Origin of the sequence: Novosphingobium sp. 9U (assembly GCF_902506425.1) — a bacterium.
GTDB lineage: Bacteria > Pseudomonadota > Alphaproteobacteria > Sphingomonadales > Sphingomonadaceae > Novosphingobium.
Map to the genome: position 1 here is coordinate 1809867 of NZ_LR732469.1, position 21178 is coordinate 1831044.

The 21178-nt window shown below is 66.8% G+C and carries 20 protein-coding genes and 2 pseudogenes; 9 read left to right on the forward strand and 13 right to left on the reverse strand.

All coding sequences use genetic code 11. The features are described from left to right. Positions 1-8: 8 nt before the first annotated feature. The 4 genes from GV044_RS08475 to GV044_RS08490 are packed head-to-tail and all read right to left on the reverse strand — an operon-like array spanning position 9 to position 3365. Complete coding sequence (locus GV044_RS08475; RefSeq protein ID WP_159868109.1) at positions 9-1043, reverse strand: zinc-binding dehydrogenase; 1035 nt, start codon at positions 1041-1043, stop codon at positions 9-11. Next, entirely contained in the window at positions 1040-2056 is a 1017-nt protein-coding gene (locus GV044_RS08480) for an LLM class flavin-dependent oxidoreductase (protein ID WP_159868112.1), read from the reverse strand. The genes GV044_RS08475 and GV044_RS08480 overlap by 4 nt, the downstream gene beginning before the upstream one ends. Next, positions 2053-2556 (reverse strand): nuclear transport factor 2 family protein, encoded by a 504-nt coding sequence (locus GV044_RS08485; RefSeq protein WP_159868115.1) that lies wholly within the window; start codon positions 2554-2556, stop codon positions 2053-2055. The genes GV044_RS08480 and GV044_RS08485 overlap by 4 nt, the downstream gene beginning before the upstream one ends. After that, the gene (locus GV044_RS08490; protein WP_159868118.1) at positions 2553-3365 is read right to left on the reverse strand and encodes an SDR family oxidoreductase; all 813 of its coding nucleotides are present in this window, start codon (positions 3363-3365) and stop codon (positions 2553-2555) included. Before GV044_RS08490 ends, GV044_RS08485 begins: the two co-directional genes overlap by 4 nt. A 76-nt stretch (positions 3366-3441) precedes the next feature. On the opposite strand from GV044_RS08490, the gene GV044_RS08495 reads away from it, so the two are divergent. Beyond that, on the forward strand, positions 3442-3912 hold the full coding sequence (locus GV044_RS08495) for a GbsR/MarR family transcriptional regulator (RefSeq protein WP_236554813.1): 471 nt from the start codon (positions 3442-3444) through the stop codon (positions 3910-3912). Positions 3913-3936: 24 nt separating this feature from the next. After that, positions 3937-4695, forward strand: coding sequence for an enoyl-CoA hydratase/isomerase family protein (locus tag GV044_RS08500; protein WP_159868124.1), 759 nt, complete (start codon positions 3937-3939; stop codon positions 4693-4695). Between the two features lie 42 nt (positions 4696-4737). On the opposite strand, the gene GV044_RS08505 is transcribed toward GV044_RS08500, so the two are convergent. The 5 genes from GV044_RS08505 to GV044_RS08525 form a co-directional block, all read right to left on the reverse strand. After that, complete coding sequence (locus tag GV044_RS08505; RefSeq protein WP_159868127.1) at positions 4738-5760, reverse strand: DUF2889 domain-containing protein; 1023 nt, start codon at positions 5758-5760, stop codon at positions 4738-4740. A 196-nt stretch (positions 5761-5956) separates the two neighbouring features. Further along, complete coding sequence (locus GV044_RS08510; RefSeq protein ID WP_159868130.1) at positions 5957-6979, reverse strand: NADP-dependent oxidoreductase; 1023 nt, start codon at positions 6977-6979, stop codon at positions 5957-5959. Between the two features lie 5 nt (positions 6980-6984). Beyond that, on the reverse strand, positions 6985-8289 hold the full coding sequence (locus GV044_RS08515) for a cytochrome P450 (RefSeq protein ID WP_159868133.1): 1305 nt from the start codon (positions 8287-8289) through the stop codon (positions 6985-6987). A 19-nt stretch (positions 8290-8308) separates the two neighbouring features. Further along, positions 8309-9124, reverse strand: coding sequence for an SDR family NAD(P)-dependent oxidoreductase (locus GV044_RS08520; protein WP_159868136.1), 816 nt, complete (start codon positions 9122-9124; stop codon positions 8309-8311). A gap of 199 nt (positions 9125-9323) precedes the next feature. Continuing rightward, positions 9324-10796: an aldehyde dehydrogenase family protein gene (locus GV044_RS08525; RefSeq protein ID WP_236554815.1), complete on the reverse strand. Its 1473-nt coding sequence runs from the start codon at positions 10794-10796 to the stop codon at positions 9324-9326. A 206-nt stretch (positions 10797-11002) separates the two neighbouring features. Between GV044_RS08525 and GV044_RS08530 the strand changes: the two genes are divergently transcribed. The 3 genes from GV044_RS08530 to GV044_RS08540 all read left to right on the forward strand — a co-directional run bounded on the left by GV044_RS08530 (position 11003) and on the right by GV044_RS08540 (position 14238). After that, positions 11003-12511 (forward strand): NAD-dependent succinate-semialdehyde dehydrogenase, encoded by a 1509-nt coding sequence (locus GV044_RS08530; RefSeq protein ID WP_159868139.1) that lies wholly within the window; start codon positions 11003-11005, stop codon positions 12509-12511. A gap of 138 nt (positions 12512-12649) precedes the next feature. Next, positions 12650-13540, forward strand: a complete 891-nt coding sequence (locus GV044_RS08535; RefSeq protein ID WP_159868142.1) for a fumarylacetoacetate hydrolase family protein — start codon at positions 12650-12652, stop codon at positions 13538-13540. Positions 13541-13722: 182 nt separating this feature from the next. After that, positions 13723-14238, forward strand: coding sequence for a GNAT family N-acetyltransferase (locus GV044_RS08540; RefSeq protein ID WP_159868145.1), 516 nt, complete (start codon positions 13723-13725; stop codon positions 14236-14238). A gap of 20 nt (positions 14239-14258) precedes the next feature. Here GV044_RS08540 and GV044_RS08545 read toward each other — a convergent pair whose 3' ends face one another. The 3 genes from GV044_RS08545 to GV044_RS08555 form a co-directional block, all read right to left on the reverse strand. Continuing rightward, positions 14259-15545 carry a cytochrome P450 gene (locus GV044_RS08545; RefSeq protein ID WP_159868148.1) on the reverse strand — a complete coding sequence of 429 codons (1287 nt, stop codon included), beginning with the start codon at positions 15543-15545 and terminating at the stop codon, positions 14259-14261. Between the two features lie 74 nt (positions 15546-15619). Then, on the reverse strand, positions 15620-16627 hold the full coding sequence (locus tag GV044_RS08550) for a zinc transporter ZntB (RefSeq protein ID WP_159868151.1): 1008 nt from the start codon (positions 16625-16627) through the stop codon (positions 15620-15622). 87 nt (positions 16628-16714) lie between these two features. After that, on the reverse strand, positions 16715-16933 hold the full coding sequence (locus GV044_RS08555; protein WP_159868154.1) for a hypothetical protein: 219 nt from the start codon (positions 16931-16933) through the stop codon (positions 16715-16717). A 201-nt stretch (positions 16934-17134) separates the two neighbouring features. Here GV044_RS08555 and ispG point away from each other — a divergent pair, with 201 nt between their 5' ends. The 3 genes and pseudogenes from ispG to GV044_RS22715 all read left to right on the forward strand — a co-directional run. Beyond that, positions 17135-18271, forward strand: coding sequence for a flavodoxin-dependent (E)-4-hydroxy-3-methylbut-2-enyl-diphosphate synthase (gene ispG, locus GV044_RS08560; RefSeq protein ID WP_159868157.1), 1137 nt, complete (start codon positions 17135-17137; stop codon positions 18269-18271). Between the two features lie 244 nt (positions 18272-18515). After that, a pseudogene (locus GV044_RS22710) lies at positions 18516-19184 on the forward strand (NF038132 family protein); the annotation flags it as partial. A gap of 408 nt (positions 19185-19592) precedes the next feature. Then, positions 19593-19745: pseudogene (locus GV044_RS22715) on the forward strand (PEPxxWA-CTERM sorting domain-containing protein); the annotation flags it as partial. A gap of 414 nt (positions 19746-20159) precedes the next feature. On the opposite strand, the gene GV044_RS08570 reads toward GV044_RS22715, so the two are convergent. Continuing rightward, positions 20160-20600, reverse strand: coding sequence for a hypothetical protein (locus GV044_RS08570; RefSeq protein ID WP_159868160.1), 441 nt, complete (start codon positions 20598-20600; stop codon positions 20160-20162). Positions 20601-20732: 132 nt separating this feature from the next. On the opposite strand from GV044_RS08570, the gene GV044_RS08575 reads away from it, so the two are divergent. Continuing rightward, complete coding sequence (locus GV044_RS08575; RefSeq protein ID WP_159868163.1) at positions 20733-20945, forward strand: hypothetical protein; 213 nt, start codon at positions 20733-20735, stop codon at positions 20943-20945. The last annotated feature ends 233 nt before the right edge of the window (positions 20946-21178 follow it).

The following is a 21178-nucleotide window of genomic DNA, read 5'->3' on the forward strand; positions in this document are numbered from 1 at the left end:
AGGGCACCTTAACCCAATCGCGGATCCACCAGCGTGCGCACCGGGGCACTCGGGCCCGAGAGGTTGGCGACGGCATCCGCCACCTCGCCCAGCCCGATGCGGCCGCCCAGCCATGGCGTCACGTCGATCCGCCCGTCGGCGATCGCACGCAAGGCGAGGTCCATGTCCTGCGGCTCCTCGCCACCCGCGAACTGGATGTTGAGGCGCTTGTTCTGCGCGGCGAACACGTAAAGGCTCTCGGCCTCCATGCAGTAGCCGCCCATCACGATCCGTCCATCGAACGGCGCCGCCTCGACGATCCGCTGCAGCATGCCCGGCTGGCCGACGCACTCGTAGATCAGGTTGACGCGGCGGCCGTCGAACTGCGGCAGCGGCGCGTAGGGGTCGCTCTCACGCGGGTCGATGGCGATGTGCGCGCCCGCCGCGATCGCCAGCTCGCGCCTACCTGGATGGAAGTCCGCGGCGACGATCGGGCCCACACCCATCAGCTTGAGCCCCGCGATGACGCCCAGGCCGATCGCCCCGCAGCCCAGCACCAGAGCGGCATCGCCCTTGTCCGGCCGGCCACGTCGAGCATGCTCCAGGCCGACGGCCAACGGCTCCACAAGCGCGGCGTAGTCGTCTGGCAAGGCATCGGGCACTTCGATCAGGAAGTCCTCGTCGAGCAGCATCAGCTCGCCGAAGCCGCCGGGGCACTGGTGGCTGTAGCCGACGACGGCATGGCTGCCGCCCTGCCGCATGATCGGCACCGACACCACGCGGCGTCCCGTCTGCACGCTGCGCCGGCTTCCAGGCCCATAGTCGAGCACTTCGCCGACATACTCGTGCCCCGGCACGAAGGGGCGCGCGAAGTCGAGCGCGGCATAAGGGCCGCCCATCTTGCGCGAAAGCTCGATCAGGTTGTGCCCGCCGCTGAGGAAGTGCTGGTCCGAAGCGCACAACCCGCAGACATGCGTGCGCACCAGCGCCTGGCCCTTGCCGGGAACCGGGTCAGCCAGGCCGCCGACGCCGACCTTGCCGTCGGCGATGAAAGCCGCCTTCATGCTGCCACCTTCGCGGCCATCACTTCGCGCAAGCGCGGCATCGTCGCCTCGAGCAGGCGGAGCGATTTCCAGCCCTCCTCGGGCGAGAGGCCGCCGAGCAGCGGCTGGAAGCCGATGTTCGGCCCATCGGGCAAGGCAGCAACGCGCTCGACCAGCTGGTCGGGAGTCATCGCCGCGAACATGCCGGCCTGGCGCAGCACGGCCGGGTCGGTCAGCCCCTTGAATGGCGAGTTGGACTGCTCACCCTCCTGCTCGGCCCACTTGGCATATTCGGTGATGACGTGGACGGCATGCGGCGCGATCGCGTCCCACCCGGCATCGGGGTCCTCGCACAAGTGCACCGCGAGCGGCATGCCCTGCATCGGACGGAAATACGTGCGCGGCGGCCGACCGGCCTTGGCGCACTCCTCCAGGTAGAGGTCCACCACCGTGCCGTTGATCGGGCCGAAGCCCACGTCGAAGCGCGCGGCGCGCTTGGCCGATGCGGGCACGCCCCCGCCGACGAGCACGATGTCCTCAGGGCTCTGCACCGGCAGCGGGCGGACGAAGATGGGGCGTCCCTCGGCCTCGAAGCGCTCTCCCTTCAACGCACGCAGGATCAGGTCGAGCCCCGCATCCATCAGCTTGCCCCGATCGCGCAAGGACTTGCGGAACATGGCGAATTCCAGCGGCACGTAGCCGGCGCCGAAGATCACGTTGATGCGCCCGTTCGACAGGTTGTCGAGAACCGCAATGTGCTCGGCCAGCTCCAGCGGATCGTGCAGCGGCAGGATCACCGCGCCCAGGATGAAGCGGATGCGCTCGGTCACCGCGGCCATGCCGCCCGCCAGCGTGAACGGCTGCGGCAGGTAGCCATCATCCGAGCCGTGGTGCTGCATCAGCCCGATCTGGTCGGCGCCGATCCGGTCGACGAAGGCGGCCATCTCGATCGCGGCGCGGTAGAGCTGCGGCGTCGGCGTCGCCCAGGCAGGGCTGCGCATGTCGAACGAGACGGTGATCTTGCTGGCGGTCATGCGGAGGCTTTCAGGCTGGCGTAAGAGGGGTCTTGGCGGTCGCGGCGTGCCCATTGGTGATCATGGAGCGGCCGGACATCGCTCATCGCGTCGAAGTCGATCACGGTGTTGCGGTGGTCGATGCGCCAAGTGCCTTCACGCCGCGACCAGGTGTCGCAATAGCGGGCCCAGACCTGCATCTGGAACGGCTGGCCCTCGCGCAATCCACGCAGCGCCGCCATCACGTAGGCCTCGCTGCCGGCACGGTCGCCCTCGACCTCGATCAGGATGTTGGTGACCTGGTGCGAGTGCGCCTGGAGCTTGAGATGCGCCTCGCAGATCCAGTCGATCGCGCCGCGACCCGTACCCTTGTAGCCGGTCGGGCCGTAATCTGCGGTCGCGTCCTCGTGGAACACTCCATGGCCTAGCGGCACGTCGAGCCGATCCACCGAACGGCAGTAGCGATAGATCTGCTCGGTGATCGCCTGCTTGTCGGCGAGGTCTGCTGTCACGTCGGTCATCCTTTCGCGGCGTAGGCGGCGGACATGGCGGCCACTGCCCGAATCCGCTCACGGCGCTGCGCAGCGGAGGTGGCGGACACGACGGCCTCGTCGTCCGCCTCGCCCCAGTTGCACACCGGTCCATGGGGCAGGCGCTCGAGGCCGAGACGGGCGACATCGTCGGGATCCGCCAGGTTGTCGGGGATCGCCATGCCGCGGGCCTCCATCAACTCTCGGTGCGCCGGCGTGTCTGTCCGGCCGATCACGTAGCTGAGCACGTCGACCCCGTGTGGCTCCAGTTCGGCCCAGAGCGCCTCGCACAGGACGAGGTCGAACGCCTTGCTGGCCGCATAAACGCCGATGCCGGGCAGTCCGGCGTAGCAGGCACCCGACCCGACCACGATCATGCCGCCGCGGCCCCGCTCGCGCATCGGCGCGCCAAAGGCATGGAGCGCGCGCATGGTGGTCATGACGTTGCGCGTGGCGAGCGCATCCCAGTTGGCAATGGCATTGTCGAGGAACATGGAGCCGTTCGGATCAGCGCCGGCGTTGAGGATCAAGAGACCCACTTCGCGGTGCCCTGCCGCCTCGACGAGCCGAGCCGTGGCATCCTCAGCCGCGAGGTCGATGGTGGCGGTGACAACCTCAACACCATGGCGAGCGCGCAGCTCGTCCGCGAGCTGATCGAGCGGAGCCTGGCGGCGAGCGACGAGGATCAGATCCAAGCCCGCTTCGGCCAATTGCCGAGCGAAGCTGGCGCCGGTACCTTCCGACGCGCCGGCAATCAGCGCCCATGGCCCGTATCGACTTGCGAACGCCTCCGCTTCCATCAATGCTCTCTCCCGCCCCATGGCAATTTGTTGTGGCCTCCGCGCTAAAATTCATTAAATTCGGAATATGTCAAACATGAAGTTGTCTGCCGAGGATGAACGCTTCCTCGACGATATCGCAGTGCTGATGGCGCCGTGGGGCTGGGCGCGTCCGGTCGGGCGGATCTATGCCTACCTGCTGCTGCGCGACGGACCCGCGACGCTGGACGAAATTGCCTCAGACCTCGGCATGAGCAAGAGCAATGCCAGCGTCGCTGCCCGCACGCTGGAGCATTGCGGCAACGCCCGCCGCCACAGCGAGCCCGGCAGCAAGCGCATCTACTACGCCGTGCCCGATAGCCATGGCGGCTCGTTCATCGAACGCGCCGCGCTGCTGGGCCGGCTGCAAGGCCTGTTCGTGCGCCAGAGCGACCGCGACTTGCCGGCATCGGTGGTGGATCGGTTTGATACGCTCGCGGCCTTCTACGCCCGCATGCGCGAGGCGATGGAAGGGGTGATCGAGGGTGAGCAGGTCGGGCACCAGAAGCCAAGCCGTAGGGCAGGCTGAACAGCCCGTTCGCGGAGACATACGATGGACCTGAGCGACTACGCCGAGAAGTATACCGGCATCCGCTTCACCCGTGAGGACGGCGTGCTGGAAATGACGCTGCACACGCGCGGCGGTCCGGCGCTATGGGGCACCTCGCGCACCAGCCTCCATGCCGAACTGGGCGAGGCGTTCGCCGACTTGGCGCGCGACGCGCAGAACAAGGTGGTCGTGCTCACCGGCACCGGTGACAGCTTCCTCGCCGGCGCCGACCCGCAGGAGCGCTTCGACGAACCCGACATGGCTGACATGTGGCGCCGTATCCACGAGGAGGGCCTGGCGCTGCTGCAAAATCTGCTCGCCGTGCCGGTGCCGATGATCGCGGCGGTGAATGGCCCGGCGCTGATCCATGCCGAGCTGGCGGTGCTCGCCGACATCGTCCTCGCCGCGCCGCACGCCGAGTTCGCCGATCTGGCGCACGTTCCGCAGGGGGCGGTGCCGGGCGATGGCGTGCACGTTGTCTGGCCGATGCTGCTGGGGCCGAACCGCGGCCGCTATTTCCTACTCACCGGCGAACGGATCGGGGCGGAAGAAGCGCTGCGCCTCGGCATGGTCGGCGAGGTGGTGCCGGCGGACCGGCTGCTCGATCGCGCCCGCGAGCACGCGCGTCGCCTGGCCACGCACTCGGCGCCGATGCTGCGCCACACGCGCAGTCTGCTGGTGCGCGAGCTGCGCCGGCGCATGTTCGACGAACTGGGCAGCGGGTTGGCGCACGAGGGGCTGGCGATACTGCTGGGACGTTAGCGGATCGGCGTCTTCCCCCGGCTCGACCCGCGTGTACGTGGCCTAAGCCAACTCTCGCAACCCCTCCGCCAGCGCCGGCACGTCGGCCAGCGCCCGAAGCGCATCGTTCAGATGCGTGCACCCTTCAGGGCCGCGCAGCTGCGCCAGGACCTCGGCGCGGATTGCGTCGAGGCGCTTGCCGATCAGCCGCCCGGTGTTGTGGATCGCGCCGGGGCATTCGGAGAAGGGCAGGATGCGCGCCTCGGGCTCGAGTGTCAGGATCTCCAGCGTGTCGAGATCGCAGGTCGCGCGCAGCAGATACTCGTGGATCGCGACGCGGCCGCCCTCACGCAGCTTGGCGCTGTCCTGAAAGGCCGAATCGATCCGCAGCTGGCCTGCCGCCTCGTCGCGCACAACATCGATGCGGCGGGCGCGGCGGAAGCCCGGGCCGTCCTCGTCATGGAAGGCATGCCAGCCGTCTGGGTCGGCCGGGTTGCGCAGCTCGCCCGCGTCGGCATCGGCGACGTTGTTGGGCGGACCTTCCGGGCGCACGCCGGTGTTGCCCTCCTGCAGGCCCCAGCACACGTTTATGCGCTGCTCCATCATCCTCGCCATGGTCTCCTCGCCCATGCGAGCGCGCAGTTTCTCGACCCAGTCGGGGTACCACTGCGACCAGGCGAAGGCGGAGACCAGCGCGGTTCCGGAGATATCGTCCAGCACCAGGTAGAGCGGGTCGTTGCGCGCGATCAGCTGCGGCAGGCGCTCGCGCAGCACCATGCGCAAGTGGCCGCCGCCGCGCTCGCCCACCAGCGTGTCGATGCCGGCTTGCGGGGGATCGGCTTCGATGGCGATGACCGTCTTGTCCTCGGTCATGCGCAGGCGAAAGCTGCCTTCCGCGAGCACCTCGCCATCCCCGCGGTAATCGGTGCGCATGTCGCGTGCGCGGCCGACCATCCGCCGCGGCGCCTCGGGCCCGTCGGGCCAGGCAACGTCGATGCTGGAGGTACGCCGCATCGAGTTCGCAGGGCGCGTAGGGGCCGGATTGGCCGTCGAGCGCGGGGGCGGGGGGTAGATCGTGGTCGCCATGCGAATCAGAGTGGATCGCGGGCGACGGCTTAGCAAGCAGGCACTTGCCCCATCGCGGTGGCGGACTTGGTTGGGCTACACTCACGTCTTGCCGTTGAGCTATCCCGTCAGGCCGAGGAATGGACCCTGAAACAAGTTCAGGGTGACGATGAGTTTGGTTCCGAGCGTCGAGCGGCCCGACAGCCGGCTCTATCTGTTACTCCGCCGCCACGCGGACCAGCAGCTTGCCGACGTGGTCGTGACCTGAGAACACGCTGGCGAAGGCCTCGGGCGCGGCATCGATGCTTTCGACGAAGGCCTCGGCGAAGCGGATCTTACCGGCCTTCATCCAGCCGGCGATGTCGTCCAAACCCTTCTGCCCTGCGAACAGCCCGGCAAAGCCCTTGATCTCCAGCGCCTTGTTCATGATCTGGCGGTAGAAGCCCGGCAGGTGATCGGGCCCAGGCCCTTCCATGCCGACGCCATAGTAGGCGATGAACCCGCACATCGGCATGCGCGCGCCGCGCTTCAGGTGCGGCAGCACCGCCAGTGTCACGTCGCCGCCGACGTTCTCGAAATAGACGTCCGCGCCCTCGGGCAGCGCGGCCTTGAGCTGCGCGTCGAAGTCGGGCGCCTTGTAGTCGGCCACCGCATCGAAGCCGAGGTCGAGCAGGCCTTGGCACTTCGCCTGGCCGCCGGCGATGCCGACCGCTCGGGCGCCGAGTGCCTTGGCGATCTGCCCCGCCATCGAGCCGACCGCGCCGCCTGCCGCAGAAATCACGATCGTCTCGCCCGCCTGCAGCCGGCCGACCTTGACCACGCCCTCGTAGGCCGTCTGCCCCGGACCACCGAGCGCGCCGAGGGCCGTCGAGACCGGCGCCAGGGCAGGATCGAGCTTGCGCGGCGGCCCGCGATAATCGCTTTTGTCGGGCGCGACGACGGTCGTCTCCGCCCAGGGCGTGCGACCCTCGACATAGTCACCTGCCGCGTAGTTCGGGTGGTTGGAGGCGATGACCTGACTCACCGTGGGGCCGATCATCGGCGCGCCCAGGTCCATCCGGCCCGCCCCTGTGATCGTGCTCTCGTCCAGCGAGAAGCGGATCAGCGGGTCGACCGCGATATAGAGCGTCCTGAGCAGCAGCTCGCCCTCACCCGCCTGCGGTTCCGCCACTTCCTCGACGCGGAAGTCGGTGGCCTGCGGGTTGCCCCTGGCATAGCTGGCGAGGACGACCTGCTTCATCGCGCTCACCGCAGCTTGACGGGAACGGCGGTCATGCCGCGGTGTTCGAGGCCGCGGTATTCGGGCTTGGGCTTCGCCGGATCGAGCGTCATGTTCGGGAAGCGATCGAGCAATCCGTTGATGGCGACGATCATCTCCTGGCGCGCGACTTCGATGCCCAGGCACCGGTGCGGACCGAAGCCGAAGCCCATGTTCGCCTGCTTTTTGCGGAAGATGTCGTACTCGCCCGGCCGCTCGAAGATCGCCGGATCGTGGTTGGCGGCGCCGAAGCACAAGTGCACGCGGGTGCCGGCGGGCACGAACACGCCCTCGACCGTCGCGTCCTCCATCGACAGGCGCGGCATTTCCGGATCGGTGCAGCGCCAGCGCAGCGATTCCTCGACCGCCAGCTCGACCAGCGAGCGATCGTCGCGGCAGGCATCCCAGAACTGGCGATGGTTCATCAGCGCGTCGATGGTGATGCCCAGCTGGCGCCAGGTGGTGCCGCCGCCCGCGAAGATCGCCAGCTTGCAGTAGCCGAAGATCTCGTCCTCGGTCAGCTTGCGCTTGTAGCCGTCCTCCTCGTCGACGATCTCGGCGGCAAGCAGCCCGGCAATCAGGTTGTCGCCCGGAGCGCGAGTGTTTTCCGCGATCAGCCCGCGCAGGGTATCGTCGACCCAGGCACGCGACGCGGCGGACTCCTCCGGCGGCAGCTTGGCAGCGCCGAAGGTTGCGCGTTCCAGCTGGTAGCGGAACTCGATCACGTCCTCGCCCTCCAGCCCGATCGCACGGGTGACCGTCGCCATCGGCAGGCGGGCGCAAAGCTCGAAGTTGAGGTCGGTGGTCTCCTGCTCGAGCAGACGGTCGAGCAGCGCGTCGACCGTTTCCTCGATCCAGCGCTTGTTCCACCAGTCGATGACCTTGGGCCGCTTGAACAGCGGCTGCGCGGCGGAGCGCAGGCGCTTGTGCGGCTTGCCGACCATCGACAGGATGGTGGTGCCGATCGTGCGCACGCCGGGGCTCTCGTTGTAGCCCTCGGAGGAGAACAGCAGGTTCTCGCGAAAGCCGATCTCGCAGGCGCGGTACGAGAAGAACGTCATCTCGTTGCGCGGCGGCCCCATCGCGTGGCTCATCTGCGGCACGCCCAGCAGCTCGCGCAAGCTACCCTGGTGGACGGGCGCCTTGTCACGCAATGCATTCATGTCATCGGTGTAGTCGCGGCCGCCGTCGACGCCGGCATTGGCACTCTGGCTGTTGACGTCGAACATCTGCGCATAGCGCGGATTGTCGCTCATCAGCGAGTTGAGCGCGTTCGAGCTGCGTCCCGTCATCGGGCAAGTCGCCATGGGTTCAGGCTCCCGTCTTGCGGCCGGCGAACAAGCCGCCGTCGACCGGCAGGTTCACGCCAGTGATGTTGGATGCCAGGTCCGAGCAGAGGAACAGCGCCGCCGACGCGGTATCGCGCGGTTCGATCGCCTTGCCCAGCGGATGGGCCTTGCCCATGCTTTCCAGGATGCGGTCCTTGTGCTCGCTGTCCGGGTCCATGCCGGCATAGTGGGTGAGCATGCCCGCGGGGCATACTGCGTTGACGCGGATGCCCTTGCCCGCGACTTCGATCGCAAGCGCGCGGGTGAACTGCACCACCGCGCCCTTGGTCGTGCCGTAAAGCACGCCGCCATAGCCCATCAGCCCCGCGACCGAGGCGGTGGACACGATCGCGCCGCCGCTGCCCTGCCCGGCCTCGGCTTGCTTCTCGAACTGGCGGATGGCCGCCTGTGAGCCATAGATGACGCCGTTGATGTTGACGTCCTCGACCCTCTTCATCTCTTCGGGCTCGCAATCGACCAGGCTCTTGAGGCCCTTGCCCGGGATCGGGTTCACGGTGATGCCGGCATTGTTGTAGATGATGTCGAGCCGGCCGAAAGCTTCGACCGCCTTGGCGACTGCCGCATCGACCGATGCAGGATCGGCGACGTCGCAGCCGATCGCCACCGCGTCTCCGCCGGCCGCTTGCGCCATCTTGGCGGTTTCCTCGGCATTGGCGTCGTTGATGTCAGCGGCGACAACCTTTGCGCCGTGCTCGCAGAACAACAGCACCGCCGCGCGGCCCAAGCCCGAGCCGGCGCCGGTGATCACTGCGACTTTTCCCTGAACCAGACCGTCCATCATGCTCTCCCCTCGTCCCTTTGCGTTCGTACCATGACCCAAGATCCTCCCCTGCAAGGGGAGGGGGACCGCCGCCGCAGGCGGTGGTGGAGGGGTGTCACCCTCTCGCGAGCGCGTGCCTTCACGAGTGACACCCCTCCGTCAGCCCTGCCGGGCTGCCACCTCCCCTTGCAGGGGAGGATCTCGGAGCAGAAGCTGCTCACCCGCCGATATTCAGCGTGGTCATCATCTGGAACTCGCGCAGGCCTTCGATGCCGCGCTCGCGGCCCTGGCCGCTCATCTTGATGCCGCCGCCGCTCGCGTAAGTGGACATGACCGCGCCGTTGATGTTCACCGCGCCGCTACGGATCTTGAGGCCCACCTCAAGCGCCTTTACCTTGTCCGCGCCATGCACCCAGCCCGAGAGGCCGAACTTGGAATCGTTCGCCATCTCCACCGCATGGTCAAGGTCGCGATAGCCGATCACGCCGATCACCGGTCCGAAGATCTCGTCCTTTGCCGCCGGGTTCTTGTTGTCCGGCAGGTCGAGCACCGTCGGCTCAAAGTAGAAGCCTTTGTCGAGATGGTCGGGTCGCTTGCCGCCTGCGACCACCTTGCCGCCCTCGGCCACCGCGGCTTCGACGAAATGCTCGCAGCGCGCCCGCTGGCCGGCGCTGATCACCGGGCCCAGCACCGTCGCCGGGTCGCTCGCCGGACCGATCTTCACGCCTTCCAGCGCCTTCGCCATGCCTTCGAGCACCTGGTCCTTGCTCTCCTGCGGAACGAACACGCGCGTACCCAGCACGCAGCCCTGCCCTGCATGCGAGAGGCAAACGCTTGACGCTGCCGAAGCCGCGCGACCGACCGCGTCGGGCAGGTAGATCTGCGCCGACTTGCCACCCAGCTCCAGCACCAGCCGTTTGAGCGTGGGCGCCGCCTGCTCGGCCACTTTGGCGCCGACGGTGCACGATCCGGTGAAGCTGACCATGTCGACATCGGGGTGCGTGGTCATGGCCAGGCCGCCTTCGAGGCCCTGTTCCATGATCACGTTCATCACGCCTTTGGGGAGACCGGCTTCGTCCGCCGCTTCGGCGAAGACCAGCGAGGACAGCGGGGTCAACGGGTTGGGCCGCAGGATCACCGTGTCGCCCGCCATGAGCGCCGGTATCACCTTCCAGAACGCGGTGTAGAACGGCACGTTGTAGGCCGAGATTGCGGAGACCACGCCCAATGGCGACCAGCGCTTCAGGCTCTGCACCACGAAATAGGGATTCACCCGCTCGTGGATGGGGAGCGGGTTCTCCTCGTGTTCGGGCAGACGCAGGAACAGCTCGACGATCTCGTCCGTCATGCGCAGCGGCGTGTGGACCTGCGCGCCCATGACGTTGGACGAGACCGGGCAGCCTGCCTCCAGGATGGCGCATTCCTTCAGCCGGTCGGCGCGGGCCCGCAGCGCATCGGCGTAGCGGGTCATGTACTTGGCCCGCTCCTTCATCGAGAGCCCCGACCAGCCGCCATCGTCGAAGGCCCGCCGCGCCGCGTTGATGGCTGCGATTGCCTGCGCCGAGGAGACGCCGGTCACGGTATCGACGACACTCTCGTCGGACGGGTTCTCGACATCGAAGGCCGCGCCCTCGCCCTTCACGAACGCGCCATCGATGTAGCCTGCGTAGTCCAGAGCGCCTCTCCACATTTCTCTATAGCGAATTATTGTTCGATGCTGAGACTAGCTGAGCGCCCGCTGTCCGTCAATCGGACTCCCATGCGATCGCTGAGTGGCTCCCAGTTGCCATAGTTGCATCGGGCCGGGGCGATGCCTATTCCACACCGCGTGATTTGGCCGCCTGCCGCCCGTGGCAAAGCCGGCCGCAGCCCTGATACGAGAGGACGCGTCCAGCGATGGCCTACACCGATTTCCTGAAGCAGCAGTGCTACATCGACGGCCAGTGGGTGGATGCGGACTCGGGCGCAACGTTCGAGGTCACCGATCCGGGTTCGGGCAAGGTGCTGGGCACCGTCCCCAAGGCTGGTGCAGCCGAAACCGCCCGTGCGATCGACGCAGCCGAAGCCGCGCTGCCCGCCTGGCGCGCCAAGACCGCGGGTGAACGCGCCAAGCTAATGCGCCGCTTGTTCGACCTGATGATCCAGTACCAGGACGATCTGGGCGAACTGCTCAGCCGCGAGCAAGGCAAGCCCTTCGCTGAGGGCAAGGGGGAGATCGCCTATGGCGCCGGCTTCATCGAGTGGTTCGCCGAGGAAGGCAAGCGCGCCTATGGCGACGTCATCCCCGGCCATGCTGCCGATCGCCGCATCGTCGTGATCAAGCAGGGCATCGGCGTCGTTGGCGCGATCACGCCCTGGAACTTTCCCAATGCGATGATCACCCGCAAGCTCGGGCCCGCGCTGGCGGCAGGTTGCACCATGGTGATCAAGCCCGCGTCGGCCACGCCCTACTCGGCCCTGGCAATTGCGCGCCTGTGCGAGATGGCGGGCATTCCCAAGGGCGTCGTCAACGTCGTCACTGGCAGCGCCGGCCAGATCGGCTCGGAACTGACCCGCAACCCCAAGGTCGCCAAGATCACCTTCACCGGCTCCACCGAGATCGGCCGCCAACTCCTCAAGGAGAGCGCTGAGACGATCAAGAAGTGCTCGATGGAGCTGGGCGGCAACGCGCCGTTCCTGGTGTTCGACGACTCCGATGTCGATGCCGCGATCGAAGGCGCGATGATCTCCAAGTTCCGCAACGGTGGCCAGACCTGCGTGTGCACCAACCGCTTCTACGTACAGGATGGCGTCTATGACGCGTTCGTCGGCAAGCTGGCGGACCGGGTCAAGGCGATGAAGATCGGTTACGCGATGGACGAGGGCACGCAAGTCGGTCCGCTGATCGACGAGAAGGCGGTCGAGAAGGTCGAGGAGCATCTTGAGGATGCCCTCGCCGGTGGCGCCAAGATCCTGGCGGGCGGCAAGCGATCGAGCCTGGGCCACAGCTACTTTGAACCCACCGTGCTCTCGGGCGTAAAAGCCGACATGAAGATCGCCAAGGAAGAGACCTTCGGCCCGCTCGCCGGCGTGATCCGCTTCACCGACGAGGCCGACGCGATCCGCATGGCCAACGACACCGAGTTCGGCCTCGCCAGCTACTTCTACGCGCGCGACATCAGCCGCGTGTGGCGCGTGGCAGAGGCATTGGAAGCCGGCATGGTCGGCATCAACACCGGGCTGATCTCCACCGAAGTGGCGCCGTTCGGCGGCGTCAAGCAGTCCGGTTTGGGCCGCGAAGGGTCAAAGTACGGCCTAGAGGACTTCTTGGAGGTCAAGTACCTGTGCATGGGAATCGAGACTTCGGCGCCCGCCGCCAAGCAGGGCCAGCCGCAGCCGGGCTCGGGCGACGCGGGCGGGGAATAAACCGCCTTACCCCTCCACCACCGCTTTAAACGGCAGTGGAGGGGCTTGGACGCTCGGGCAAGCGCGCCGGAGCCGCAATGCTTGCCTGACCCCTCCCCTTCGCTAGCCTCTCCCGAAACACGGGGAGAGGACGCCGCCATGAAGATCTGCCGCTACCAGGAGGCCGCCGACGGCCCGATCAAGCTTGGCGTTGTGCGCGGCGAACACCTCCACGACGTGACCCGGGTAACGGACACCCTCCCCACCGTACGCTGGCCCTACCCGGCGGGCGACCTGTTCATCACCCACCTGGATGTCCTCCGCCCGCAGATGGAAGCCATGGCCGACCAGGCGGTGCCCGTGCCGCTCAGCAACGTGCTGCTCAAGAACCCGGTCGCCAACCCCGGCAAGTTCGTCTGCGGCGCCGGCAACCACAAGGTCGTGCTCGGCATGGGGGGGCACCCGCGGCGGCTTGGCCTGCTGTTCAAGATGACCAACGCCGCCGCCGGCGCCTCGGACGGTGTCACCCTGCGCTGGCCCGAGCGCACCACGTTCCACGAGATGGAGATCGCCATCGTGATCGGCCGCGAAGGCAGCGAGATCGGCGCGGCCGACGCGCTGGACTACGTGGCCGGCTATTGCATCGGCCTCGACATGACCATGCAAGGGCCGGAGTTCCCCAGCTTCGGCAAGAGCTTCGATACATACGGCATCATGGGCCCGTGGCTCACCACCAAGGACGAGATCGCCGATCCGAACGCCCTCTCCTACCGCCTGCAAGTCAATGGCGAGGACCGCCAAGTGGATACGACCGCCAGCTTGGTGCTCGGCATCCAAGACCTGGTCGAGCACGCCAGTTCGGTGATGACGCTGTACCCGGGCGACGTGATCTTCTCGGGCACGCCGCCGACCAGCACCGGCCCGGTGGTGCCGGGCGATGTGATGTTCGCCGAGATGGAAGGGCTCGGCAGCATGACCGTCGAGGTACGCGGCGGACCGGGACGCAAGACACCGCTGGAGGGGATGGAACCGGCGGCAAACGCCAGCTGAGATCCTCCCCTATAAGGGGAGGTGGCGCGCGCGGAGCGCGTTACGGAGGGGTGCCACCGCTGGCGTAATGCGCGACCGCGAGGGTTACACCCCTCCACCACCAGCTGCGCTGGCGGTCCCCCGCCCCTTGCACGGGAGGATCTCAGATTGACGCTCGCGTTTGTTCCAGCAATGCCGCAGCCATGATCCTGCGCGACGCCACGCCCCAAGACGCCCCCGCCATCGCCCAGCTCGGAGCCGAGGCGTTCTGCGCCGCCTTTGCGCATCTTTACAACGAGCAGGACCTCAGCGGCTTTCTCGCCGCCAGCCACTCTCCCGCCAAGGCCGCGGCCGAGATCGCCGATCCCGGCATGCGCGTGAAGCTGGCCGTTGATGACGCAGGCAAGCTGCTCGGCTTCTGCAAGCTGGTGCTCGCCTGCGGCTGGCCCGAGCATGCCCGCGCCGGCAACGTGATCGAACTCAAGCAGCTCTACACCGATCCAGCCGCGACCGGCCGAGGCATCGGCGCGGCGCTGATGGACTGGGCGCTCGACTTTGCGCGTGAGCGGGACGCAGGTGAGATCCAGCTTTCGGTCTATAGCGAGAACCCCGGCGCGCAGCGGTTCTACGCCCGTTACGGATTCGAGAAAATCGCCGACATCCACTTCATGGTCGGCCAGCAGCGCGACGAGGAGTTCCTGTTCGCCAAGCTCTTATAAGCTCCACACAAGCCCGGTTCTCAAGCCAGCTCCACCGCGGGTTCGAACTCGATGTGCAGCTCCTGGATGTTGCGGAAGGAGTAGGTCGGCTCGAACGCGTAGCGCCGCTCGCCCGGTGCGCCGTGGTGCGCTTCGCTGATGCGGATCTGCGAGGTGCGCGCAAGCAGACGCTCGATCGCGACCTTGGCCTCGAGCCGAGCGAGCGGTGCCCCCAGGCAGCCGTGCGCCCCGCGGCTGAACGCCATGTGATCGCGCACGCCCTGCCGGTCGAGATCGAAGCGATCCGGGTCGGCATAGTGCCTCGGATCGTTGTTCGCGCCGGTCAGCGAGACGTTGACCACCGTGCCCGCCGGCGCCGGCACTCCGGCGATCTGCGTCGACTTCTGCACCACGCGGTAGACCACCTTCACCGGCGGATCGATGCGCAGCACCTCCTCCAGAAAGTCGCCGATGCGCTCGGGCTCGCGGCGCAGGCGGTCCTGCAGGGCGAGGTCATCCCCCAGCACCCGGATCGCCATCGCCATCAGCCGCGAAGTGGTGTCCTGCCCGGCCCCGAACAGGAACCGCGCCAGCTCGGCCAACCGCTCGTAACTGGGCGCGCTGCCGTCCTTGAACCGCGCGTTGGCGAGGTCCGACAGCAAGTCGCCGCAAGGCTCCGCCTGTCGCGCCAGGATGTAGCCGTCGAATCGCTCCTTGAGGAAGATCAGCGGATCGGGCCCGACCTTGTGCACCGCGTCGCCGTCGATCTGGCTGGGCGGGGCACCGAGCAGCTCCAGCAGCTCGAAGCGGTCCTCCATCGAGATGCCCATGATGTCGCTGATCGCATAGGTCGAAACCTTGTGCGCGAACTGCTGGACCACCTCGCACGTCCCGCTGCGCTGGAACTCGTCGATCAGCTTGTCGACCAGTTCGCCCAGGTACGCCTCGTTGGCCTTCAGCCGCTTGAACGTGAGCAGGCTGGTGAGCAGCGCGCGGTGCTTGGTGTGCTTGTCACCGTCGAAGCAGACCAGGTGCGCTGTCCAGGGCATCAGGTCGCGATGTGCGTCGAGCTGCTCGCGGATGTCGTCGCCCTCGGGCTCAAACGGCAGCGGCGGCAGCGGTCCAAGCACCGAGACGGAGGACGAGAACGTCCCGTCGCGGCTGGTCAGCACCTCGGACACTTCATCGTAGCCCGAGACGATCATCGAGCCGTGATACGCCTCGCGCACCACCGGATTGATCGCCCGCATTTGTGCGAAGTACTCGCGCGGCGTGTCGATCACATGTGGGTCGCTGTAGAAATCCGGATAGCTCGCGTCGTGCGCCATGGCTCTCTCCCGCCGTGTTTGGCCGGAGGGTGTTGGTGCGCCGGCCCGGAGTCAAGCCGGAACTGAGCAGTCGCTCAGAACCACTTCAGGCGGCGGAACAGCAGCATCTGCGCAGCTGCGATCGTCGCGCAGATCGTCAGCACTTCCCAGAACGCGTACGGGTCCTTGGCGTCGGGAATCCCTGCGACATTCATGCCCAGCAGCCCCGCGATGAAGTTGAGCGGCAGGAACACGGTCGCCACGATCGCCAGTTGCGATTGGGTGCGCGCGTTGCGTTCCAGCAGGCGGGCGCGCACGTCGTCCTGCAGGACCAGCGCGCTCTCCTTGCTGATGTCCAGGTCCTCGACATAGCGCCGAAGCCGGTCGATCGACTCGGCGATCTCGCGCCGGTCATGGTCCTCGAACCAGTCGGGCGCGTCGCGCGCGATGTTCTCGAGCGCTTCGTGCTGGGGCGACATGTAGCGCTTGAGGGCCAGGCATTCGCGCCGGATGCGGGAGATCTCCGCCAGCATCGCCTTGTCGGCGCAGTCGACTTCCTCTTCCTCCAGCTTGTCGATCGCATCGTCGAGATCGAGGATGACATGGCTCATGCGGTCGATCAGGTGCTCGGTGAGCGAAGTGATCAAGGCGCCCGCATCGCGCGGTCCATCGCCCTGGTCGAGCTCGTGGCGGGTGTCGCGCGGGGTCTGGAGCGGCACGCGGCGCAAGGTGATCAGGCGCAGCCCGTCGGACCAGACCTGCATCGAGACCATGTCCTCGGGCTCCGCGCCCGGATTGAAGTTGATGCCGCGCAAGGTCGCCACTAAGGCCTGCCCCTCGCGGAACGCCCGAGGCCTGGTCGCATCGCTGGTCAGCAGTTCGGCCGTGGGCTCGGGGATGGCGAGCCTGTCGATCAGCCATTCGCGCACGCCCGGAACGGTGCGGCACATGTGCAGCCATAGCATCTCGCCCGCAGCCGAGGGGCGCCAGGTGCGCGCCTCCTCCCACCCGATCTCACGCGCGCCGCCGCGCCCGTCGAGCACGCGGCCGAACAGGAGCGGTCCATCAAGGTCGCAATCGTCGTTGTGGGTCGGGTCGAGCATGGCTGGTGCATGCCTCAACGCCGGCGCGCGGGAAAGGTGCGATGGGTTTGTGGGGCAGAGGTTGGCTGGCTGGCCCTTCGGCGCAGCTCAGCCCGGGCGGTGTTGAGAGAAGAAGGGGTCCGGCGAAAAGAAGGTCCTCACCCCAGCACCGCCCAGGCTGAGCTTGTCGAAGCCCGCCCGCGATACCCGCTCCATTTCGCCGGATCGAGGCCTCGCCCCCTCACCAGCGAGCAACGGCGCAGCGAACGGAGCGGCGCTGGCGACGAGCAAGGCGGCGACGAGCAGCCAATGATGAGAAATCTTCATGGGATTGGGTGTCCTCTTGTTGTCGTTGTAAGGTGCCGCCTCATGCCGCAGCGCGGTGCCGGAGCAAATCGCACCCGTCGCAGCGGCTCGCACGCTCGTCGATCAGGGGCCGTCGATCAGAGGGCGTCGACCAGCGGCCGTCGATCAGCGCGCCCAACAGCCGCCTTCCCCCTGTCATGCGAAGCGCGTATATGGGCGCGCATGTCCTCCATACGTCCCTGGCGCACCATCGAGCGCCGCAAGAGCCGCCAGATCATGGTCGGCAAGGTCCCCGTCGGCGGCGATGCGCCGATCACGGTGCAGACCATGACCAACACGCTCACCAGCGATGCCAAGGCGACGATCGACCAGATCCGCCGCTGCGAGGATGCGGGCGCCGACCTGATCCGAGTCTCCTGCCCAGACGTCGAGAGCACCACCGCCTTCCGCGAGATCGCGCGGGCCGCGAAAGTGCCGCTGATCGCGGACATCCACTTCCACTACAAGCGCGCGCTCGAAGCCGCCGACGCCGGCGCCGCCTGCCTGCGCATCAATCCCGGCAACATCGGTTCTGACGACCGCGTGGCCGAAGTGGTGCGCGCGGCCAAGGCCAACGGCTGCGCCATCCGCATCGGCGTCAACGCCGGCAGCCTGGAGCGCGACCTGCTCGAGAAATACGGCGAGCCTTGCCCCGAGGCGCTGGTCGAGAGCGCGCTCGACCACATCAAGCTGCTGCAGGATCACGACTTCCACGAGTACAAGGTGGCGGTGAAGGCCAGCGACGTGTTCCTGGCGGTCGCCGCCTACCAGGGCCTTGCCGAAGCGGTCGATTGCCCGCTGCACTTGGGCATTACCGAGGCGGGCGGGTTGATCGGCGGCACCGTCAAGTCGGCGCTGGGCATAGGCAACATGCTGTGGGCCGGCATCGGCGACACCCTGCGCGTTTCGCTCTCGGCCGAACCGGAAGAGGAAGTACGCGTCGGGTTCGAGATCCTGAAGTCGCTGGGCCTGCGGACCCGCGGCGTGCGCGTGGTCTCCTGCCCCTCGTGCGCGCGCCAGGGTTTCGACGTGATCCGCACTGTAGAGGCGCTGGAAAAGCGCCTGTCGCACATCAAGACGCCGATCTCGCTCTCGGTGCTCGGCTGCGTGGTCAACGGCCCGGGCGAAGCGCGCGAGACCGACATCGGCCTGACCGGCGGCGGCAATGGCAAGCACATGGTCTACCTCTCGGGCGTGACCGACCACCACGTGCAATCGGCCGACATGCTCGACCACATCGTCTCGCTGGTGGAAGCGAAAGCGGCCGAAATCGAGTCGCAGATGACCGATGCCGACAAGGTGACCGAAGCGGCGGAATAAATATTCGCCCATGCTCGGATGCGTCGCTCGGAGCAAAACAGTTACGGCGCCTGTAGTTAGGCGGGACCGTCGATTGTGTCCGTATGCTCATAATCGTCGTGCAGCGGTAAGCCAGTTATTTGTACGTATGGACACCATAACCGGTCCATTGAATACCTGATCCGGGCATCCCGGGCCGCCCTTCAATCCAAGCACATGCGCGCTGCCAATGCGTGCCTGTTCTGTTCTTGAGGGGGCAATCTCAATGGCATTATCTTCTTACCGCGTTGCACTGTCGCTGGCTGGCGCCGCGATCTGTTCAGCGTTCATCGCCTCGCCCCGTGCGGAAGCGGCGACCTGCATCGGTAATTGCGGCCACAACTTCGGCACCGCCGACGGTGTCATCAGCCCTGCGCCGGGCAGCTTCGGCGAGTACGACTGGGTCTCGACCGAGGAAGGCCTCAACGGAGCAGCACGGATCGCCGGCTATGACGGCGCTGCCACCAATGGATCGGAGCTGCTGTCCGACCTCTTCTTCGCGGCCGTCGGCCAGGTCGTCAGCTTTAACTTCAATTACGTGACCTCGGACGGCTCGCAGTATGCTGACTATGGCTTTGCGCAGCTGATCAATACGACCACCAGCCAAGTGTACGAGCTGTTCAACGCACGCACCGTGCCCGATGGCGCAATCATCCCCGGGCGTGACCTGCCGCCAGTGGTTGCAGAGTTGTCACCCGCGGTGGTCTCGATCAATCCCGGCGCGCCGACATGGTCGCCGCTCGGCGGGTCGAGCGGCGATTGCTACGCCGCCGGCTGCGGCTATACCGGCTGGATCGCCTCGAACTTCACGGTGCCGACCGAAGGCTCGTACCAGTTGCGCTTCGGTGCGGCGAACTGGCTAGATACGGCGTTCGACAGCGGTCTGGCTTTCAGCGGCCTGCTTCTCGACAACGCCACCATCGGCGACGGATCGAGCGTGGAGAACCCATTGCTGCCCCAGGAGATAGGGCCCAATGGCGAGTTCCAGTTCGAGTTCACGGCTACGCCCAACCAGACCGTCTTCGTCGATCCGTTCATCGCGACCGGCTACGACTTTGAAGTCCAGTCCGGCCAGCTGATCCTCAGTGCGATCTTCCCAGAACTGGGCGATGCCAATGGCTACGACATCTATAGCCTGACCGACCTGGTCAACCCACTGGCGACTGGAATCGCCGGCGGCTCGCCGTTCAGCTTTGGCTCGGGCGTAAGCGGCTTTGCGCTTCGCGGCATCGATGCGGCGCTGGCGCTGGACCCGGCCAACACGGGCGCGTTCGTCACCGGTCTGACCTTCGACGTCAGCGGCTCCACCACGATCCAGCTGACGCAGACGCCGGTGACCGAGTTCTCCGCCGCCGTGCCCGAGACCTCGACTTGGGCGATGATGATCCTGGGGCTTGGCCTGCTCGGCGGCGCACTGCGGCGGCGATCGGCTCAAGCGCTTTTCGCTCCAGCCTGAACCCTGAGAGGATGCCGCTGCCGGACTCGCGTCGAGCGGTCGGCATCCTCATGCGACCTGCATCCGGCGCGCTCGCGTCAGAGATCGATCATCCCGAGCGATTGGCGTGTCCTGCCGCCTTCGCCCGTTTCAACGTGGCTGCAGCCGGGCCCGAAGCAAGTCTCCGCCGAGCCCGGTCGCACGCTGCCGGTCCATAGAGCGAAGGCGGTCATGGCCAGCACTGCGGCTGCTGCAGCGGTGGTCACGGGGGAGAGCGGGCGAGACATCGGCCAAACTTTCGGGACTGATCTGGTGTGAGCCGGCCTTGCCCTATGGGGCGTCATAGAGCCATGTCGCCCGTCGAGCCGGCCATGTCCCTCGTCGACAAGCTCACCAGACTCTACGTATCGGCCGCAGGATAGCGTCGATCAGCTGTCAGAAATGAATATCGATGTAGTCGGTCAAACCGTCGCACCACTCGAACTCACGCAGGCGGTAGTATGGCCGTCCCTGCGTAATGGCGAAGTGCCAGTCCTTGGTCGCTTCGCAGCGGCGGCCAGAATCGGGCGTGTCGGTCATGCGGATCGTGCCGCGGAAGGTGAAGTAGCCTTTGCCGATCTCGGTCACAGCACCGTCGAGTTGCAGGCGGCCTGGTCCGCCCGCTTGCGCTTGCGCAGCCGAGAGGTGCCATACCGGCCCCGTCACCACCCGCACAGTGCCGCGCGTGCTCCAGTCGATCCACTGCAACGTCACGCCCTGGGCGGCGAGTAGGCGCTGTGCGTCACGTTGGCTGGCAATCCGAGTGCCGTCGCCCTCTGCATGGCCGGGAGCGGCTCCCGTGAGCAAGGCGGGAGCGAGGAGCAGGAGAGCGCGCATCCTCGCATGGTAGCGTACCGCGCCCACCCTGTCCCGTGCCGACACGGGAGCTCGGGTGCTCGCACTTGCAAAATAATCCATTTCGGACACACTCGGTCGAGGCTTTTTAGAAGAAGGACGACTCAGCTTGTGTTGAAGCTGCTCTTCTTGCTGGCCATTGTGGTGGCGATCGGCACGAGTTTCGTGGTGCTGGTGATATCGCGCCGGAGTCGACATCGCCGCCGCCTTAGCCGCGCGAGGCGTGAGGGCGACTATGCCGAACGACAGTCGCAGTGGCGCAGTTACCTGAGCCTCAATCAGAGCCGCCGGACGCGGCGCATCACCGACCAGAGCGACGAGAGTTAGCGCCTGAGCCGGTCGGCCGTTGCAGGCCTCGCATACAAGCGGTCTCCCCCGTTCGTGTCGAGCGAAGTCGAGACACGTTCGCGCCAGGTCAGCGTGTCTCGACTTCGCTCGACACGAACGCGAAATCAGACGCGAGCACCGGTTGGTGCAGGGCTTGTGCTCAGATGTAACGCCACGCACCCAAACAAAAAGCCCCGCCGGATCGCTCCGGCGAGGCCTTTTGTCAGTTCAGG

What these genes read in the sequence shown, in the direction of transcription:
- GV044_RS08475 (WP_159868109.1), bottom strand. Translation starts at nt 1,043, where the DNA reads ATGAAGGCGGCTTTCATCGCCGACGGCAAGGTCGGCGTCGGCGGCCTG.
- GV044_RS08530 (WP_159868139.1), top strand. Translation starts at nt 11,003, where the DNA reads ATGGCCTACACCGATTTCCTGAAGCAGCAGTGCTACATCGACGGCCAG.
- GV044_RS08525 (WP_236554815.1), bottom strand. Translation starts at nt 10,796, where the DNA reads ATGTGGAGAGGCGCTCTGGACTACGCAGGCTACATCGATGGCGCGTTC.
- GV044_RS08495 (WP_236554813.1), top strand. Translation starts at nt 3,442, where the DNA reads ATGAAGTTGTCTGCCGAGGATGAACGCTTCCTCGACGATATCGCAGTG.
- GV044_RS08550 (WP_159868151.1), bottom strand. Translation starts at nt 16,627, where the DNA reads ATGCTCGACCCGACCCACAACGACGATTGCGACCTTGATGGACCGCTC.
- GV044_RS08490 (WP_159868118.1), bottom strand. Translation starts at nt 3,365, where the DNA reads ATGGAAGCGGAGGCGTTCGCAAGTCGATACGGGCCATGGGCGCTGATT.
- GV044_RS08485 (WP_159868115.1), bottom strand. Translation starts at nt 2,556, where the DNA reads ATGACCGACGTGACAGCAGACCTCGCCGACAAGCAGGCGATCACCGAG.
- GV044_RS08570 (WP_159868160.1), bottom strand. Translation starts at nt 20,600, where the DNA reads ATGCGCGCTCTCCTGCTCCTCGCTCCCGCCTTGCTCACGGGAGCCGCT.
- GV044_RS08535 (WP_159868142.1), top strand. Translation starts at nt 12,650, where the DNA reads ATGAAGATCTGCCGCTACCAGGAGGCCGCCGACGGCCCGATCAAGCTT.
- GV044_RS08545 (WP_159868148.1), bottom strand. Translation starts at nt 15,545, where the DNA reads ATGGCGCACGACGCGAGCTATCCGGATTTCTACAGCGACCCACATGTG.
- GV044_RS08480 (WP_159868112.1), bottom strand. Translation starts at nt 2,056, where the DNA reads ATGACCGCCAGCAAGATCACCGTCTCGTTCGACATGCGCAGCCCTGCC.
- GV044_RS08520 (WP_159868136.1), bottom strand. Translation starts at nt 9,124, where the DNA reads ATGGACGGTCTGGTTCAGGGAAAAGTCGCAGTGATCACCGGCGCCGGC.
- GV044_RS08515 (WP_159868133.1), bottom strand. Translation starts at nt 8,289, where the DNA reads ATGACGGGACGCAGCTCGAACGCGCTCAACTCGCTGATGAGCGACAAT.
- GV044_RS08500 (WP_159868124.1), top strand. Translation starts at nt 3,937, where the DNA reads ATGGACCTGAGCGACTACGCCGAGAAGTATACCGGCATCCGCTTCACC.
- GV044_RS08540 (WP_159868145.1), top strand. Translation starts at nt 13,723, where the DNA reads ATGATCCTGCGCGACGCCACGCCCCAAGACGCCCCCGCCATCGCCCAG.
- ispG (WP_159868157.1), top strand. Translation starts at nt 17,135, where the DNA reads ATGTCCTCCATACGTCCCTGGCGCACCATCGAGCGCCGCAAGAGCCGC.
- GV044_RS08510 (WP_159868130.1), bottom strand. Translation starts at nt 6,979, where the DNA reads ATGAAGCAGGTCGTCCTCGCCAGCTATGCCAGGGGCAACCCGCAGGCC.
- GV044_RS08505 (WP_159868127.1), bottom strand. Translation starts at nt 5,760, where the DNA reads ATGGCGACCACGATCTACCCCCCGCCCCCGCGCTCGACGGCCAATCCG.
- GV044_RS08555 (WP_159868154.1), bottom strand. Translation starts at nt 16,933, where the DNA reads ATGAAGATTTCTCATCATTGGCTGCTCGTCGCCGCCTTGCTCGTCGCC.